The organism is Aquabacterium sp. (assembly GCF_021768455.1).
Taxonomy (GTDB): domain Bacteria; phylum Pseudomonadota; class Gammaproteobacteria; order Burkholderiales; family Burkholderiaceae_C; genus Aquabacterium.
The window spans coordinates 1-15,351 of record NZ_JAIZVX010000020.1 but is presented as its reverse complement, the minus strand read 5'-3'; the positions used below and the strand labels follow the sequence as shown (position 1 = coordinate 15,351).

At 65.6% G+C, this 15,351-nt stretch carries 15 protein-coding genes; all 15 read left to right on the top strand.

Going from position 1 to position 15,351, the window contains the following annotated elements:
* Positions 1–39: 39 nt before the first annotated feature.
* Positions 40–879 (top strand): type IV pilus biogenesis/stability protein PilW, encoded by an 840-nt coding sequence (pilW, locus tag QZ994_RS04620; RefSeq protein WP_290868900.1) that lies wholly within the window; start codon positions 40–42, stop codon positions 877–879.
* A complete protein-coding gene (locus QZ994_RS04615) occupies positions 872–1,852 on the top strand; it encodes a helix-turn-helix domain-containing protein (protein ID WP_290868897.1) in 981 nt (326 codons plus the stop codon). The genes pilW and QZ994_RS04615 overlap by 8 nt, the downstream gene beginning before the upstream one ends.
* Positions 1,849–3,135, top strand: coding sequence for a flavodoxin-dependent (E)-4-hydroxy-3-methylbut-2-enyl-diphosphate synthase (gene ispG, locus QZ994_RS04610; protein ID WP_290868895.1), 1,287 nt, complete (start codon positions 1,849–1,851; stop codon positions 3,133–3,135). Before QZ994_RS04615 ends, ispG begins: the two co-directional genes overlap by 4 nt.
* 48 nt (positions 3,136–3,183) lie before the next feature.
* Positions 3,184–4,485 (top strand): histidine--tRNA ligase, encoded by a 1,302-nt coding sequence (gene hisS, locus QZ994_RS04605; protein WP_290868893.1) that lies wholly within the window; start codon positions 3,184–3,186, stop codon positions 4,483–4,485.
* 41 nt (positions 4,486–4,526) lie between these two features.
* Positions 4,527–5,234: a tetratricopeptide repeat protein gene (locus tag QZ994_RS04600; RefSeq protein ID WP_290868891.1), complete on the top strand. Its 708-nt coding sequence runs from the start codon at positions 4,527–4,529 to the stop codon at positions 5,232–5,234.
* A gap of 49 nt (positions 5,235–5,283) precedes the next feature.
* Positions 5,284–6,441 carry an outer membrane protein assembly factor BamB gene (gene bamB / locus QZ994_RS04595; RefSeq protein ID WP_290868888.1) on the top strand — a complete coding sequence of 386 codons (1,158 nt, stop codon included), beginning with the start codon at positions 5,284–5,286 and terminating at the stop codon, positions 6,439–6,441.
* A gap of 21 nt (positions 6,442–6,462) precedes the next feature.
* On the top strand, positions 6,463–7,803 hold the full coding sequence (der, locus tag QZ994_RS04590; protein ID WP_290868884.1) for a ribosome biogenesis GTPase Der: 1,341 nt from the start codon (positions 6,463–6,465) through the stop codon (positions 7,801–7,803).
* Positions 7,804–7,930: 127 nt separating this feature from the next.
* Positions 7,931–8,170, top strand: coding sequence for an RNA chaperone Hfq (gene hfq, locus QZ994_RS04585; protein ID WP_290868881.1), 240 nt, complete (start codon positions 7,931–7,933; stop codon positions 8,168–8,170).
* Positions 8,171–8,225: 55 nt separating this feature from the next.
* The gene (gene hflX, locus QZ994_RS04580; RefSeq protein WP_290868878.1) at positions 8,226–9,470 is read left to right on the top strand and encodes a GTPase HflX; all 1,245 of its coding nucleotides are present in this window, start codon (positions 8,226–8,228) and stop codon (positions 9,468–9,470) included.
* 119 nt (positions 9,471–9,589) lie between these two features.
* Positions 9,590–10,846, top strand: coding sequence for an FtsH protease activity modulator HflK (hflK, locus tag QZ994_RS04575; protein ID WP_290868939.1), 1,257 nt, complete (start codon positions 9,590–9,592; stop codon positions 10,844–10,846).
* A gap of 36 nt (positions 10,847–10,882) precedes the next feature.
* Complete coding sequence (hflC, locus tag QZ994_RS04570) at positions 10,883–11,776, top strand: protease modulator HflC (protein ID WP_290868875.1); 894 nt, start codon at positions 10,883–10,885, stop codon at positions 11,774–11,776.
* 15 nt (positions 11,777–11,791) lie between these two features.
* Entirely contained in the window at positions 11,792–11,986 is a 195-nt protein-coding gene (locus QZ994_RS04565) for a DUF2065 domain-containing protein (protein ID WP_290868872.1), read from the top strand.
* Between the two features lie 126 nt (positions 11,987–12,112).
* The gene (locus QZ994_RS04560) at positions 12,113–13,306 is read left to right on the top strand and encodes an ATP phosphoribosyltransferase regulatory subunit (protein WP_290868870.1); all 1,194 of its coding nucleotides are present in this window, start codon (positions 12,113–12,115) and stop codon (positions 13,304–13,306) included.
* A gap of 39 nt (positions 13,307–13,345) precedes the next feature.
* Positions 13,346–14,701: an adenylosuccinate synthase gene (locus QZ994_RS04555; protein ID WP_290868867.1), complete on the top strand. Its 1,356-nt coding sequence runs from the start codon at positions 13,346–13,348 to the stop codon at positions 14,699–14,701.
* Between the two features lie 65 nt (positions 14,702–14,766).
* Positions 14,767–15,288 carry a phosphoribosyltransferase gene (locus QZ994_RS04550; RefSeq protein ID WP_290868864.1) on the top strand — a complete coding sequence of 174 codons (522 nt, stop codon included), beginning with the start codon at positions 14,767–14,769 and terminating at the stop codon, positions 15,286–15,288.
* Positions 15,289–15,351: the final 63 nt, after the last annotated feature.

Genomic DNA, 15,351 nt, shown 5'->3' with positions numbered 1-15,351 from the left:
TGCCATCTACACTGACAGTCCTCTCGAGGAGACCGCTGAATGAGGGTGTTTCGCGTACCGGGGCCCGTGGGGCTTCTGTTGCTGTCGCTGGTGCTGGGGTTGACGAGCCTGATGTCGGGCTGCGCCGGCCAAACCAAGCGTGCCACCACGCAGGCGGCGTCGGTGTCTCGGGGTGACATCGCCACCGCCTCGGACGAAAACGACCAGCGCAAGCGCGCCCGCATCCGGCTTGAACTGGCGTCCACCTATTACGCACAGGGCAAATACACCACCGCACTCGATGAGCTGAAGCAGGCCCTGGCGATCGACGCGTCCCTGCCCTCCGCCTACGAACTGCGTGCCCTGATCTATGGCGCCATGGGTGATCAGCCTCGCGCCGAGTCGAGTTTCAAGCAGGCGCTGGCCCTGGACGCCCGCGACGGCAGTGTCCTGCACAACTACGCCTGGTATCTGTGCCAGCTGGGTGAGTACAACGAGGCCGATGCCCTCTTCGAGAGGGCCGCGGTCGCCCCGCAGGGCATCGCCACCAGCAAGACCCTGCTGGCCCGCGGCGTGTGCCAGATCAAGGCCGATCGCCACGCCGAGGCAGAAAAGACCCTGGCCCGCTCCTATGAACTGGACCCGGCCAACCCCGCCACGGCCTACAACATGGCGGCCTTGCTGTACCGGCGCGGTGAGCTGGAGCGTGCGCGCTTCTACATCCGCCGTGTGAACGGTGTGCCCGAGCAGCTCACGGCCGAGTCGCTGTGGCTGGCCGTGCGCATCGAGCACAAGCTCAACAACACCAACGGTCGCGACGAGCTCGCGGCCCAGTTGCGCAGCCGCTTCCCCTCGGCCCGCGAAACGACTGCACTCGAACTGGGGCGTTTTGATGAGTGAACCGTCCCCCACCGGCATCCCGGCGTCCGACGCGGCCATGCGCCACGCAGGGCAACTGCTGCGCGATGCCCGCGAAGCCCAGGGCCTGAGCCTGGAGGCGTTGTCCTTCACGCTGAAGGTCACCCCAGCCAAGCTGGAGGCCCTCGAGCAGGGGCGCTTCGACAGCCTGCCCGATGCGAATTTCGCACGGGCCCTGGCCATGACCGTCTGTCGCTACCTCAAGCTCGATCCGACCGAAGTGGTGGCGGGCCTGCCTGCCGCTCGGGCCATCCCGCTGACCTCCGACAAGCCGCCCTTGAACCAGCCCTTCAAGGACTTCCGGACCACCGGCCCTCTGTTCGATCGCTCGAACGGCCTGGCCTGGTCGGCCTTGCTCAAGCCGCAATGGCTGGCGCCGCTGGCCTTGTTGCTGGCCGCCCTGGTCATCTATGCCCTGCCTGAGCAGATGAGCCTGTCTGCCTGGATGGCATCTCGTTCCGCAGCCCCAGCCTCGGCCGCCAGCGTCGCGGAAGTGCCCCAGCCAGCCGGGTCGGCCGCCGAGGCCGTGCCCCTCGGGGCGCCGATGCAGGTCAGTGAGCAGCCCTCGGGCCCCGTGGCGGTCGCCAACGCGGCCAGTGATGCGTCTGTGGTGATGGCGCCTGTCGCGAGCGCCGCCTTGCCTGCGCCTGTGGTATCTCCCTCGGCGTCGCCGGTTGAAGCCGGCTTCACGGCCGCGCAGCCGGTTCCGGCAGAGCAGGGCGCGCCCGTGCAGCTTCGCGCCGAGCAGGCCTCCTGGATCGAGGTGCGCGACGGCAAGGGCGAGAAGATCTTCTCCCGCCAGCTTGGTGCAGGCGAAACCGCTTCGGTCGATGGCGTGCCGCCGCTCAAGCTGCGCATCGGCAACGCCACCCATGTGCAACTCAGCTTCCGTGGCCAGGCCGTTGACCTCGTGCCTTACACGCGCAGCCACGTCGCTCGCCTTGAACTGAAATGAGCCTCGCCAACTTCTCTTTGATCGACGTCGCTCGCCCCGCCGCACGCCGGTCTCGCCAGGCCCGCGTGGTCTGGGGTCAGCGCGTCGTCACCATCGGCGGCGATGCCCCGGTGCGCGTGCAGTCCATGACCAACACCGACACCGTCGATGTGATCGGCACTGCCATCCAGGTCAAGGAGCTGGCCGTCGCGGGCTCCGAGCTTGTGCGCATCACCGTCAACACGCCTGAGGCGGCGGCAGCCGTGCCGCACATCCGCGATCAGCTCGATCGCATGGGCATCGACGTGCCCCTGGTCGGCGACTTCCACTACAACGGCCACCGCCTGCTCACCGATCACCCGGCTTGCGCCGAGGCCCTGTCCAAGTACCGCATCAATCCCGGTAATGTCGGCAAGGGCGAGAAGGGCGACCGGCAGTTCGCGCAGATGATCGAGGTGGCCTTGCGTCACGACAAGCCTGTTCGCATCGGCGTGAACTGGGGCAGCCTCGACCAGGAGCTGCTCGCCGCTCTCATGGACGAGAACGCCCGCAGTGCCGATCCCTGGACGGCTCAACAGGTCATGTACCAGGCCCTGATCAGCTCCGCCCTGCAGTCGGCCCAGTCGGCTCGGGACCTGGGCATGAAGCCTGAGCAGATCCTGCTGTCCTGCAAGGTCAGTGGTGTGCAGGACCTGATCAGCGTCTACCGTGGCCTGGCCGCGCGTTGCGATTACCCCCTGCACCTTGGCCTGACCGAAGCCGGCATGGGCACCAAGGGCACGGTGGCCTCGGCCGCGGCGCTGTCGGTGCTGCTGCAAGAGGGCATTGGCGACACCATCCGCGTGTCACTCACGCCCCAGCCTGGTGAGGCACGCACGCAAGAGGTGGTGGTCGCGCTCGAAATCCTGCAGGCCCTGGGGCTGCGCACCTTTGTGCCCAGCGTGACGGCCTGCCCGGGCTGTGGTCGCACCACCAGCACCACCTTCCAGGAACTGGCCAAGCAGATCGACGATTTCCTGCGCGCCCAGATGCCGGTCTGGCGCAGCCAGTACCCCGGCGTTGAAAAGCTGAAAGTGGCCGTCATGGGCTGCATCGTCAACGGCCCTGGCGAAAGCAAGCATGCCGACATCGGCATCAGCCTGCCTGGTACCGGTGAAGCACCGGCTGCGCCCGTGTTCATCGACGGTGAAAAGGCCTTGACCTTGCGCGGTGACCGCATCGCCGATGAGTTCATGGCGCTGGTGCAGTCCTACATCGATCGCCGATTCGGCCAGGCCGCCTCCGAGCCTGCCGCATCGGCCTGACCCTTTTGGCGGCAAGCCGTCAAGCAGACAGACAAAAAAGAAGAAACCATGGCCGAGATCCTCAAAGCCGTCAAAGGCATGAACGACATCCTGCCGCCGGAATCGGCGCGCTGGGAGTGGCTGGAAGACGTGGTGCGCAAACTGATGCGCCGTTACGGTTACCAGAACGTGCGCGTGCCCATCGTCGAGCCCACGGCGCTGTTCGTGCGCGGCCTCGGTGAAGTCACCGACATCGTCGAGAAGGAAATGTATTCCTTTGAAGACAGCCTCAACGGCGACAAGCTCACCCTGCGCCCCGAAGGCACTGCCGGTGTCGTGCGCGCCATGAACGAGCACAGTTTCCTGTACGAAGGCGGCAAGCGCCTGTTCTACATCGGCCCCATGTTCCGTCATGAGCGCCCGCAGAAGGGCCGTTATCGCCAGTTCCACCAGGTCGGTGCCGAGGTGCTGGGCTTTGCCGGTCCGGATGTCGACGCCGAACTCATCTTGATGACCGCTGCCCTGTGGCGCGACCTGGGTCTGGCGATCGGCAGCGACGTGAGCCTGCAGATCAACAGTCTGGGCCAGCCCGAGGAGCGCAAGGCCCACCGCGAAGCCCTGATTGCCCACCTCGAGGCCCACATCGACCTGCTTGACGACGAGGCCAAGCGACGCCTGCACAGCAATCCGCTGCGCATCCTCGACACGAAGAACCCGGCCATGCAGGCCGTGGTCGAGGCTGCACCCAGGCTGATCGATTTCCTGGGGGAGGCCTCGCTGGCCCACTTCAACGCGGTCAAGGCCGTGCTGGATGCCGCAGGGGTGCCTTACCAGGTCAATACGCGCCTGGTGCGCGGCATGGATTACTACAACCTCACCGTGTTCGAGTGGGTGACCGCGCGCCTGGGCGCCCAGGGCACCGTCTGCGGCGGTGGTCGCTACGACGGCCTGATCGAGCAACTTGGCGGCAAGCCCGCGCCCGCCGTCGGCTGGGGACTGGGCATGGAGCGCCTGCTGCTCCTGCTGGAAGAGGTGGGCGTGGCTGCGCCCTCGACGGCGCCGGACGCCTTTGCGGTGGTGTTTGCCGGCACGCCTTTGCCCACGGTGCTGACCACCATCGAGGCCTTGCGGGCCCAGGGCGTGCAAGTGGTGTTGAACCCGGCAGGCAAGGAGGGGCCCGCCAGCCCCAAGTCCCAGTTCAAGAAGGCCGATGCCTCGGGTGCGCGTTTTGCGCTGGTGTTCGGGCCCGACGAGGTCGCGCAAGGACAAGTGGCCGTCAAGCCGCTGCTGGAGCGCGGAGAGCAGGTCTTGCGCCCGCTGGCCGATGCCACGGCCTGGGCCAGCACCCTTCAGGCGCCCCAGACCGTCTGAGCCCCTCATAATCCAAGCCTTTCACGCATACCAAGAACGTCATGGCGACATACGACCTCGAACAACAGGAACAGCTTGACCAGTTCAAGCACTTCTGGAAGCAGTACGGCAACCTGATCACCTGGACCCTGGTGGCCGTGCTCGGGGCCTATGCCGCCTGGACGGGCTACCTTTACTGGCAACAACAGCGCGCTCAGGGCGCGGGCGGCCTGTATGAAGAGCTCGACCGTGCCGCCACCGGTGGCCAGGTCGACAAGACCCTGCAGGCCTTTGCCGACCTGAAGGCCAAGTACGCGGGCACGACCTTCGCCGAGCAAGGGGCCTTGCTGGCAGCCAAGGCTGCCGCCGACGCCCAGAAGGCTGACCAGGCCAAGGCCAGCCTTCAGTGGCTGGTCGACAACGGCAAGAACGCCAACCTGGTGGCCATTGCCCGCCTGCGTCTGGCCGGTGTGCAGATGGATGCAAAGCAGTTCGACGAGGCCCTCAAAACCCTCGACGGCAAGCTGCCCGAAGAATTCACCGCCCTGGCCGACGACCGCCGTGGCGACATCTACCTGGCCCAGGGCAAGAAGGACGAGGCCGCCAAGGCCTTTCTCGCCGCCTGGAAGGCCATGGACGAGACCGTCGAGTACCGCCGTTTCATCGAAGGCAAGCTGACGTCGCTGGGGCAGGCCCCTGCACCCTTCAAGGCGCCGGCCTCGCCCAAGGGGCTGGCGGGTCTGCCTGGTGGTGCGGCCCCCGCACCCTGAGCGCAGCCCGACACCGAGGCATCTCACTGAAGAACCCGTGGAAGCACACATGACTGTTGAACGCGCCGCCCTGGCGACCACTCGGCCACTGACCCCGCGCTTGATGGCGCCGCTGGCGGGTCTCGCCCTGGCCTTGCTGATGGCCGGCTGCGGCTCGAGCAAGCCCAAGCCCGCCCCCCTGGAAGACCTCAAGCCGACCGCGCGGTTGAGCACGGTCTGGTCCCAGCGAGTGGGGTCTGTGGACGGCATGGTGTCTTTGGCTGTTGCCAAGGGCACGGTCACGACCGCCGCTTCCGACGGAGACATTGTCCAGTTTGACCTGGCCACTGGCCGCACCAACTGGCGCGCGTCTGCCCGCGATGGCCTCACCGCTGCCGTGGGCAGCGATGGTCGTTTCGCGGCCGTCGTCACCGACAAGAACGAACTGCTGACCTTCGATCAGGGCAAGCTGCTCTGGCGCGAACGCCTGGGCGGTCGAGTCATCACTCCGCCGTTGGTTGCGGGGGAGCGCGTGTTCGTGCAGGCGATCGACCGCAGCGTGCGTGGTTACGATGCCCAGGACGGCCGCTGGCTCTGGCAATACCAGCGTCCCGGTGGTGAACCCCTGGCCCTGGCAACCGTCGGAGCCCTCTCGGCCTTCCGTGACACCTTGCTGGTCGGGCAGGGTGCCCGTCTGGTCGGGCTGGATCCGCTCAAGGGCGCCGTGCGTTTCGACGTGAACATCGGCACCCCCCGCGGCACCAACGAGGTCGAACGCCTCGCTGACCTGGTCGGCCCCATTGCCCGTGCGGACGACGAAGCCTGCGTGCGCGCCTTCCAGTTGTCTGTGGCCTGCCTCGAACTCAACCGTGGCAGCTTGCGCTGGAGCCGTCCGCAAGCCGGCACCCAGGGCGTGGCCGCCAGCGAGCGCGTGGTGGCGGGTGCCGACGGTGCCGATCGCCTGACCGCGTGGAGCGCCGCCAATGGCGACCTGCTGTGGCGCGTCGACCGCTTCACCAACCGCGGCCTGAGCACCCCGGCCATCCTGGGTGACCGCCTGGCCGTGGCCGATCGCGACGGCTACCTGCACCTGCTGGCCCTGAGCGATGGTCGCACCCTGGCCCGCCTCGAACTCGACAGCGCCCTGGTGGGCGCCCCCGTGGTCACCGGCGACATGCTGCTGGTGGTCACACGCAAGGGCACCGTCTACGCCCTGCGTGCCAACTGAACGAATTGAATCTGGATCCCCATGAAACCTGTCATTGCGCTGGTCGGACGACCCAACGTCGGCAAATCGACGTTGTTCAACCGCCTGACCAAGAGCCGCGATGCCATCGTGGCCGACTTCGCTGGCCTCACCCGTGACCGCCACTACGGTGAAGGCCGCGCGGGCAGCCGCGAATTCATTGCCATCGACACCGGTGGCTTCGAGCCCGACTGCACCGAAGGCATCTTCAAGGAGATGGCCAAGCAGACCCGCCAGGCGGTTGCCGAAGCCGATGCCGTGATCTTCGTGGTCGATGTCCGCAACGGCCTCTCGGCCCAGGACCACGACATCGCCCGCTACCTGCGCACCACCAACAAGAAGGTGCTGCTGGCCGCCAACAAGGCCGAAGGCATGCAGGACGGCCCCCAGTTGGCCGAGTTCTACGAGCTCGGGATCGGTGAGCCCATCCCTATCTCATCGGCCCATGGCCAGGGCATCCGCAGCCTGCTGGACATGGCGCTGGACGACTTCTTTGCCGGCATCGACGAAGACGAAGACCCGATCGACGACCCGGATCGCCCGATTCGCCTGGCCGTGGCCGGTCGCCCCAACGTGGGCAAGTCGACCCTGATCAACACCTGGCTGGGAGAAGAGCGCTTGGTGGCCTTCGACATGCCCGGCACCACCCGTGACGCCATCAGCGTGCCCTTCGAACGCGACGGCCAGCGTTTCGAGCTGATCGACACCGCTGGTTTGCGCCGCAAGGGTCGCGTGTTCGAGGCGATCGAAAAGTTCTCGGTGGTCAAGACCCTGCAGGCCATCTCTGACGCCAACGTCGTGCTGCTGCTGGTGGACGCCACCCAGGGGGTCACCGAGCAGGACGCACACATCGCCGGTTTCGTGCTCGAGTCCGGCCGCGCCGTGGTCATCGCCGTCAACAAATGGGACGCCGTCGACAGCTACCAGCGCGAGATGCTGCAGCGTTCCATCGAGACGCGCCTGGCGTTCCTGAAATTCGCGCCGGTGCTCCACATCTCGGCCATCAAGCGCCAGGGTCTGGGCCCGCTGTGGAAGTCCATTGCCGCGGCCTGGAACTCGGCCACCTGCAAGATGCCGACGCCGGTGCTCACTCGCCTCGTTCAGGAGGCGGTGGAGTTCCAGCAGCCCAAGCGGGCAGGGGCCTTCCGTCCCAAGCTACGCTATGCCCACCAGGGCGGCCAGAACCCGCCGGTCATCATCATCCATGGCAACTCGCTGGAGCACCTCAGCGAGTCCTACAAGCGCTTCCTCGAAGGCCGTTTCCGCGAGCATTTCAAGCTCACCGGTACGCCCCTTCGCATCCAGACCAAATCGTCGTCGAACCCTTTCGCCGACAAGGAATGAGGCCCGTCGGGCCCCAGGCGCAGCGGCCCTCCGCTGCATCCGCCATCCTTCACAAAACCTTGCGGACTGATCGGTCGGCGCTTGTGTTAAGGTGGCAAATCCGAAACTTTCCAACACGGAGCATATCGTGAGCAACAAAGGGCAACTCCTACAAGACCCCTTCCTGAACCTTCTGCGCAGAGAGCATGTGCCGGTGTCCATTTACCTGGTCAACGGCATCAAGCTGCAAGGGCACATCGAGTCCTTCGACCAGTACGTCGTGTTGCTGCGCAACACCGTCACGCAAATGGTTTACAAGCACGCGATCTCTACCGTCGTGCCGGGTCGTGCCGTGAATTTCCACGCGACCGAAACCCCCGAAGCCTGATCTGTCCCTTGACCGATCAAGCCCACCCCATCAGCCGACCCGAAGCCCTGACGCCTTGAGCCCATCACCGTCTGTGCAGCATCCTGCCGAGGCCCCCCGGGTCGTGCTGGTCGGGGTGGATTTCGGCCCCGGATCGTCCTTCGATCCCACCCTTGACGAACTCGCTCTCCTGGCCGAATCGGCAGGGGATCATGCCGTCGCCAAGGTCACGGCCAAGCGCCGCGCCCCCGATCCCGCCTTTTTTGTGGGATCAGGCAAGGCCGACGAAATCAAGTCCATCGTTGCCCTCTACCAGGCCCACGGTGTCATCTTCGACCAGGCGTTGTCGCCTGCGCAACAGCGCAACCTCGAGCGTCATCTGGGCGTCGAGGTGCTTGACCGCACTGGCCTGATCCTCGAGATCTTCGGCGCCCGCGCCCGTAGCCACGAAGGCAAGTTGCAGGTCGAACTGGCACGCCTGGAATACCTGTCGACCCGCCTCGTGCGCCGCTGGTCTCACCTGGAGCGCCAACGCGGCGGGGTGGGTCTGCGCGGTGGTCCGGGTGAAACCCAGATCGAACTTGACCGCCGCATGATCGAGATGAAGATCAAGTCGCTCAAGGAGCGTCTGGCCAAGGTCAAGAAACAGCGCAACACCCAGCGCCGTTCGCGAGAGCGGGCAGGTACCTTCCGTGCGTCGCTGGTGGGCTACACCAACGCCGGCAAGTCGACGCTGTTCAACGCCATGACCAAGGCCGGCACCTACGCGGCCGACCAGCTCTTCGCCACGCTCGACACCACCACGCGCCAGCTCTACCTGGCTCAGGCGCAGCGCAGTGTCACCTTGTCCGACACGGTCGGCTTCATCCGCGACCTGCCGCACAGCCTGGTGGCTTCGTTTGCCGCCACCTTGCAGGAAGCGGCCGAGGCAGACGTGCTGCTGCATGTGGTCGACGCCGCCAGTCCCGTCCTGCTGGAACAGGTTGACGAGGTGCTGCGTGTGCTCGACAGCATCGGCGCCGGCGAATTGCCTCAGGTGCTGGTGTTCAACAAGTGCGACACGCTGGAGACACACCAGCAGCCCTATCACCACCGTGATGTGTACGAACTGCCTTCCGGGCGCCGTTGCATCCGGGTTTTTGTCAGCGCGCTCACCGGTGAAGGCCTGGATGTGTTGCGCGAAGTGCTCTCTGAAGCGGCTTTGCATGGCCTGGGTGACGACGCCTCCGACAAGGGTGCGGTCGACCCACGTTTCGCCGTGCACAATGCCATCGATGTGGCCCCGTCCTCGTTGGCGGACCCCGACTACCCGACACACTGAACATGAACATGCAAACCCTGCAAGCAGGCCGTGGGCCTGCCCGTCAAGCGCAATGGGCGATGGGCGCAGTGTCCGCAGCGGCCCGCCTCGTGGCCGGTGGCCTGTACCGCGGTCTGTGGATGTGCGCCCAGGTCCTGCGCAGTGCGCTGCCCGGGCAGCCTTCCGCGCAGGTGCTGCTCAATGAGCGCAATGACGGCCCGCCCGACCTCGACGAACTCTGGCGCGACTTCAACCGCAAACTCAGCGGCATGTTCAATGGTGGCAAGGGCGGTGGCAACGATGGCCCTGGCGGCAACATCACGCCGGATCCGACCGGTGCCGGCATCGGTGTCGGCCTCATCGTCGGCCTGGTGGCCCTGATCTGGCTGGGCAGCGGCTTCTTCATCGTCCAGGAAGGCCAGCAGGCCGTGGTGATGTCTTTTGGACGCTTCAGCCACACCGTTGACGCCGGGTTCCAGTGGCGGGCGCCGTACCCCTTCCAGAGTCACGAAGTGGTCAACGTCACGCAGCTGCGCTCCATCGATGTGGGCAGCAACTCGGTGATGCAGGCCACAGGCCTGCGCGACTCGTCCATGCTCACCCGTGACGAGAACATCGTCGACATCCGCTTCACCGTTCAGTACCGCCTGGCCGATGCCCGCCAGTACCTGTTCGAGAACCGCAGCTCCGACGAGGCCGTGCTCCAGGCGGCCGAATCGGCCGTGCGCGAGATCGTCGGCAGCAGCACCATGGACTCGGTGCTCTACGAGCAGCGCGATGCCATCGCCACCGACCTGGTCAAGTCCATCCAGAATCAGCTGAACAAGCTCAAGGCCGGCGTGCAGGTGGCCAACGTCAACGTGCAGAGTGTCCAGGCGCCCGAGCAGGTGCAGGCGGCATTCGACGATGCGTTCAAGGCCGGCGCCGACCGCGAGCGACTCAAGAACGAAGGCCAGGCCTACGCCAATGACGTGATCCCCAAGGCCCAGGGTACCGCGGCGCGCTTGCGTGAAGAGGCCGCCGGCTACGCTGCCCGCGTGGTGGCCCAGGCTGAAGGCGATGCCCAGCGATTCAAGGCCGTGCTGGCCGAGTACCAGAAGGCGCCAGCGGTCACCCGTGACCGCCTCTACATCGACACCATGCAGCAGGTCTACAGCAATGTGACCAAGGTGATGGTGGATGCGCGCCAGGGCAACAACATGCTCTACCTGCCGCTCGACAAGATCATGCAGTTGAGCAACGGCAGCACCGCGGTGGCTCCGGCCGCTTCGGCGCCAGCTGCCGCCAACGGTGGTGCCGCCACCGAGTCGCCCACCGCGCCGTCGGTGCCCGCAGCCGTCTCGCAAGACGTGCGTTCCCGCGATGGCCTGCGTGGCCGCGAGCGCGACGCACGCTGAAGCCGACGACACAGCAGGACAGGCAAGGAATCAGACATGAATCGCATTGGCACCATCCTGGTCGGCGTATTGCTGGCCATCATCCTCGCGGCCTCCACCTTGTTCGTGGTGGACCAGCGCCAGTTCGCCGTGGTCTATGCCCTGGGCGAGATCAAGGAGGTCATCAGTGAGCCGGGCTTGAAGCTCAAGTTGCCGGCACCGCTGCAGAACGTGGTCTTTTTGGATCGTCGCATCCAGACACTGGACAGCCCCGAGTCGCGCCCCATCTTCACCGCCGAAAAGAAAAGCCTGGTCATCGACTGGCTCGTCAAGTGGCGTGTGACCGAGCCCAAACAGTTCATCCGCAACAACGGCGTGGACATCCGCAACGCTGAAAACCGCCTGACCCCCATCGTTCAGGCCGCGCTCAACGAAGAAGTGACCAAGCGCACCGTGGGCGCCATGCTGTCTGCCGAGCGCGAGAAGGTGATGCAGGGCGTGATCCGTCGCCTGGGTGATGATGCCAAGTCCTTCGGCATCGAAGTGGTGGACGTCCGCATCAAGCGCGTCGACTTCGCCGCCAACATCACCGAGTCGGTCTACCGCCGCATGGAGTCCGAGCGCAAGCGCGTGGCCAACGAACTGCGCTCCACCGGCGGTGCCGAAGGTGAGAAGATCCGCGCCGATGCCGACCGCCAGCGCGAAATCATCGTGGCCGAGGCCTACCGTGATGCCCAGAAACTCAAGGGCGAAGGCGATGCCAAGGCGTCTGCTCTGTATGCCGATTCGTTCGGCAAGGACCCGCAGTTTGCGCAGTTCTATCGCAGCCTCGAAGCCTACCGTGCCACCTTCCGCAGCAAATCGGACGTGATGGTCCTCGACCAGAACAACGATTTCTTCAAGACCATGCGCGGAGCCGGTTCGGCTTCGGCGGCGCCGTCCAAGAAGTGAGCCGGATCGCGCCCGATGTCAGAGGCCCTTTGGCTCGCTTGCGGGCTCCTGCTCATCTGTGAGGGCCTGATGCCGGCGCTCAACCCGACCGCCTGGCGTCGGGTGTTTGAGCAACTGCTGCAGCTGACCGACCAGCAGATCCGCTTGGCGGGTCTGGCCAGCATGGTGGTGGGCCTCCTCCTGATCTGGGTGGTTCAGGCCCTGCGCTGAACGCCCTTTGTCGGGCCCTGTTTCACGGGGTCCGGACCCTGTGTTTGCCCGGTCTTGGCACTTTGTCCGTCAAAGTGGCCCGAAGCCCCGGTAGAATCCTGTTTTTAACCCCCCACCCGTTTCCTTATGTCGTCTGCTTGGCTGTTGCCAGAGCACATTGCCGACGTCTTGCCTGCGCAGGCTCGACGCGTGGAAGAGTTGCGCCGCATCTGGCTGGATGCCGCGCGCAGCTACGGCTACGAACTGGTCATGCCGCCCCTGCTGGAGCACATCGAGTCGCTTCTGTCGGGCACCGGCCATGCGCTGGACCTCAAGACCTTCAAGCTGGTGGACCAGCTGAGCGGGCGGACCCTGGGCGTGCGCGCTGATGCCACCCCCCAGGTGGCACGCATCGATGCCCACTTGCTCAACCGGCAGGGCGTCACCCGTCTGGCCTATTGCGGCCCTGTGCTGCACACCCGCCCCGCCAGCCCGCACGCCAGCCGTGAGCCGCTGCAACTGGGCGCCGAGATCTATGGCCACGCTGGCCTGGAAGCCGACCTCGAGGCCACCGAACTGTCCTTGCAGGGCCTGCTGGCCTGTGGCCTGAACGACCTGGTCATGGACCTGGCCGACGTCCGTCTGGTCGACGGTGTCCTGGCCGGCCTGGGCGTGCCCCAGCTCGACAAGGCCACCCGTCTGGCCATCGTGGCAGCCCTCACCAACAAGGATGTGGCCGTGCTGCGCGAACTGGCAGGGCAGGGCGCTTTGGCGGCTGTGCCTCAGGCAGCCGAGGTGCTCACGGGCTTGACGACGCTGTTTGGGGGCGACGAGGTGCTGGCCAAGGCCCGTGAGGCGCTGCCCGCCCATCCTCTGGTCGATGCCGCCCTGAACGACCTGGCTTGGCTGGCTGGACACCTCCGCAGCTCGCAACCCGAAGTCCGTGTCGGCTTCGATCTGTCCGATTTCAGCGGCTACGCTTATTACAGCGGCACCCGCTTTGCCGTTTACGGTGCTGGGCATGTGGACGCCCTGGTCCGTGGCGGCCGTTACGACGAGGTGGGGGCCGTGTTCGGCCGCCGCCGTCCCGCCGTCGGCTTCAGCCTCGATCTGAAGATCTTGGCCGAAGTACTGGCTGCGCGCATTGGCTTGGCCGTGCGCTCGGCCGTCCGTGCACCTTGGGGTGAAGACCCCGCCTTGCGCCAGGCTGTGCGCGACTTGAGAGGGCAGGGCCACACCGTGGTGTGCGTGCTGCCCGGACATGAACACGACGTCCAGGAATTCGACTGCGATCGCGAACTCGCGTTGGTCGATGGACGCTGGGCGGTGCGCGCGCTCTGAGCGCGCCCGTCCCCCGAATCTGCGAAACAGGAATCCGCCATGCAAAGCACTTCCGCGTCGGCTCGCCCCGGCAACGCCACTGCCCGCAACGTCGTCGTCGTCGGCACCCAATGGGGTGACGAGGGCAAGGGCAAGGTCGTCGACTGGCTGACCGACCACGCCGCTGCCGTCGTCCGTTTCCAGGGCGGCCACAACGCCGGCCACACCCTGGTCATCAATGGCAAGAAAACGGCCCTGCAACTGATCCCCTCGGGCATCATGCGCGAAGGTGTAGCTTGCTACATCGGCAACGGTGTGGTGGTCGATCCGACCCACCTGCTGTCCGAGATCGAGCGCCTGGAGGCGGCCGGTCTGAACGTCCGCTCGCGCCTGTTCATCAGCGAGTCCTGCCCACTGATCCTGCCTTTCCACGTGCAGGTCGACAAGGCTCGCGAAGCCCTGCGCGAAACCAGCGGAAGCGGCAAGATCGGCACCACTGGCAAGGGCATCGGCCCAGCCTATGAAGACAAGGTCGCCCGTCGTGCCTTGCGGGTGCAGGACCTCAAGCACCCAGAGCGCTTCGCCACCAAGCTCAAGGAGTTGCTGGCGCTGCACAACTTCGCGCTGGAAGGCTATCTGAAGAGCGAAGCCCTTGAATTCCAGCCGATCTACGACCAGGCCATGAAGGCCGCCGAGCAGATCCTCCCCATGCTGGCCGACGTTGGCGTGAAGATCCACGGCCACAATGTCGAGGGCGGCAGCGTGCTGTTCGAAGGTGCCCAGGGCACCCTGCTGGACATCGACCACGGTACCTACCCCTACGTCACTTCAAGCAACTGTGTGGCAGGCAACGCTGCTGCCGGTTCGGGTGTGGGTCCCGACAAGTTGCACTACATCCTGGGCATCACCAAGGCCTACACCACCCGTGTGGGCAGCGGTCCCTTCCCGACCGAACTGGACTGGGAAACGGAAGGCACGGTGGGCCACCACCTGGCCACCGTCGGCCAGGAGCGTGGCACCGTGACGGGTCGTGCTCGCCGTTGTGGCTGGCTGGATGCGGCGGCACTCAAGCGCTCGGTGCTGATCAACGGGATCTCCGGCATCTGCCTGACCAAGCTCGACGTGCTCGACGGGCTGAAGGAAATCAGCGTCTGCACCGGCTACATGCTGCGTGGTGAGCGCATTGACATCCTCCCGCTGGACGCCGACGACATCGTGGCCTGTGAGCCGATTTACGAAACCTTCCCCGGTTGGGAAGGCACGACTTTCGGCATCACCGAGTGGGACAAGCTTCCCGCCAACGCGCGCGCCTACCTCGAGCGTGTGCAGGCCTTCATCGGTGCTCCGATCGACATGGTGTCGACCGGTCCTGACCGGGATCACACCATCCTGCTGCGTCACCCGTACAAGGGCTGAGCAGGCATCTTTTGGCACACCACGCCCCCCACCCCCCATCTGACCTGATACCCCGAGGCTTGAACATGCTCACCGACGACGGCAAACACCTTTATGTGTCCTGGGAGGAGTACCACCAGCTCATCGAGCGACTGGCCCTGAAGGTTCACGCTTCCGGTTGGGAGTTTGACCAGATCCTGTGTCTGGCTCGGGGCGGCATGCGCCCAGGTGATGTGCTTTCGCGCATCTTCGACAAGCCGCTGGGCATCATGTCGACCAGCTCCTACCGCGACGACGGTGGCACCCTGCAAGGCCGCTTGGACATGGCGAAGTACATCACCATGCCCAAGGGCGAACTGGCTGGCCGCGTGCTGCTGGTTGACGACCTGGCCGATTCGGGGGTGACCCTGCGCGCCGTGGTGGACCGCTTGCGCAGCATGCCGGCCATTTCCGAACTGCGTTCAGCGGTGATCTGGGTGAAGGGCGTCTCGACCTACACGCCGGAATACCACGTGGAGAACCTGCCCACGAGCCCCTGGATCCACCAGCCGTTTGAGGAATACGACAACCTGCGTCCAGACGCGCTGCTCAAGCGCTACAAGGTCTGACGCCGATTTCTGACGCCGATCGTGAGGGCGCCCCCAACAAAGCAGCCTTCGGGCTGCTTTTTT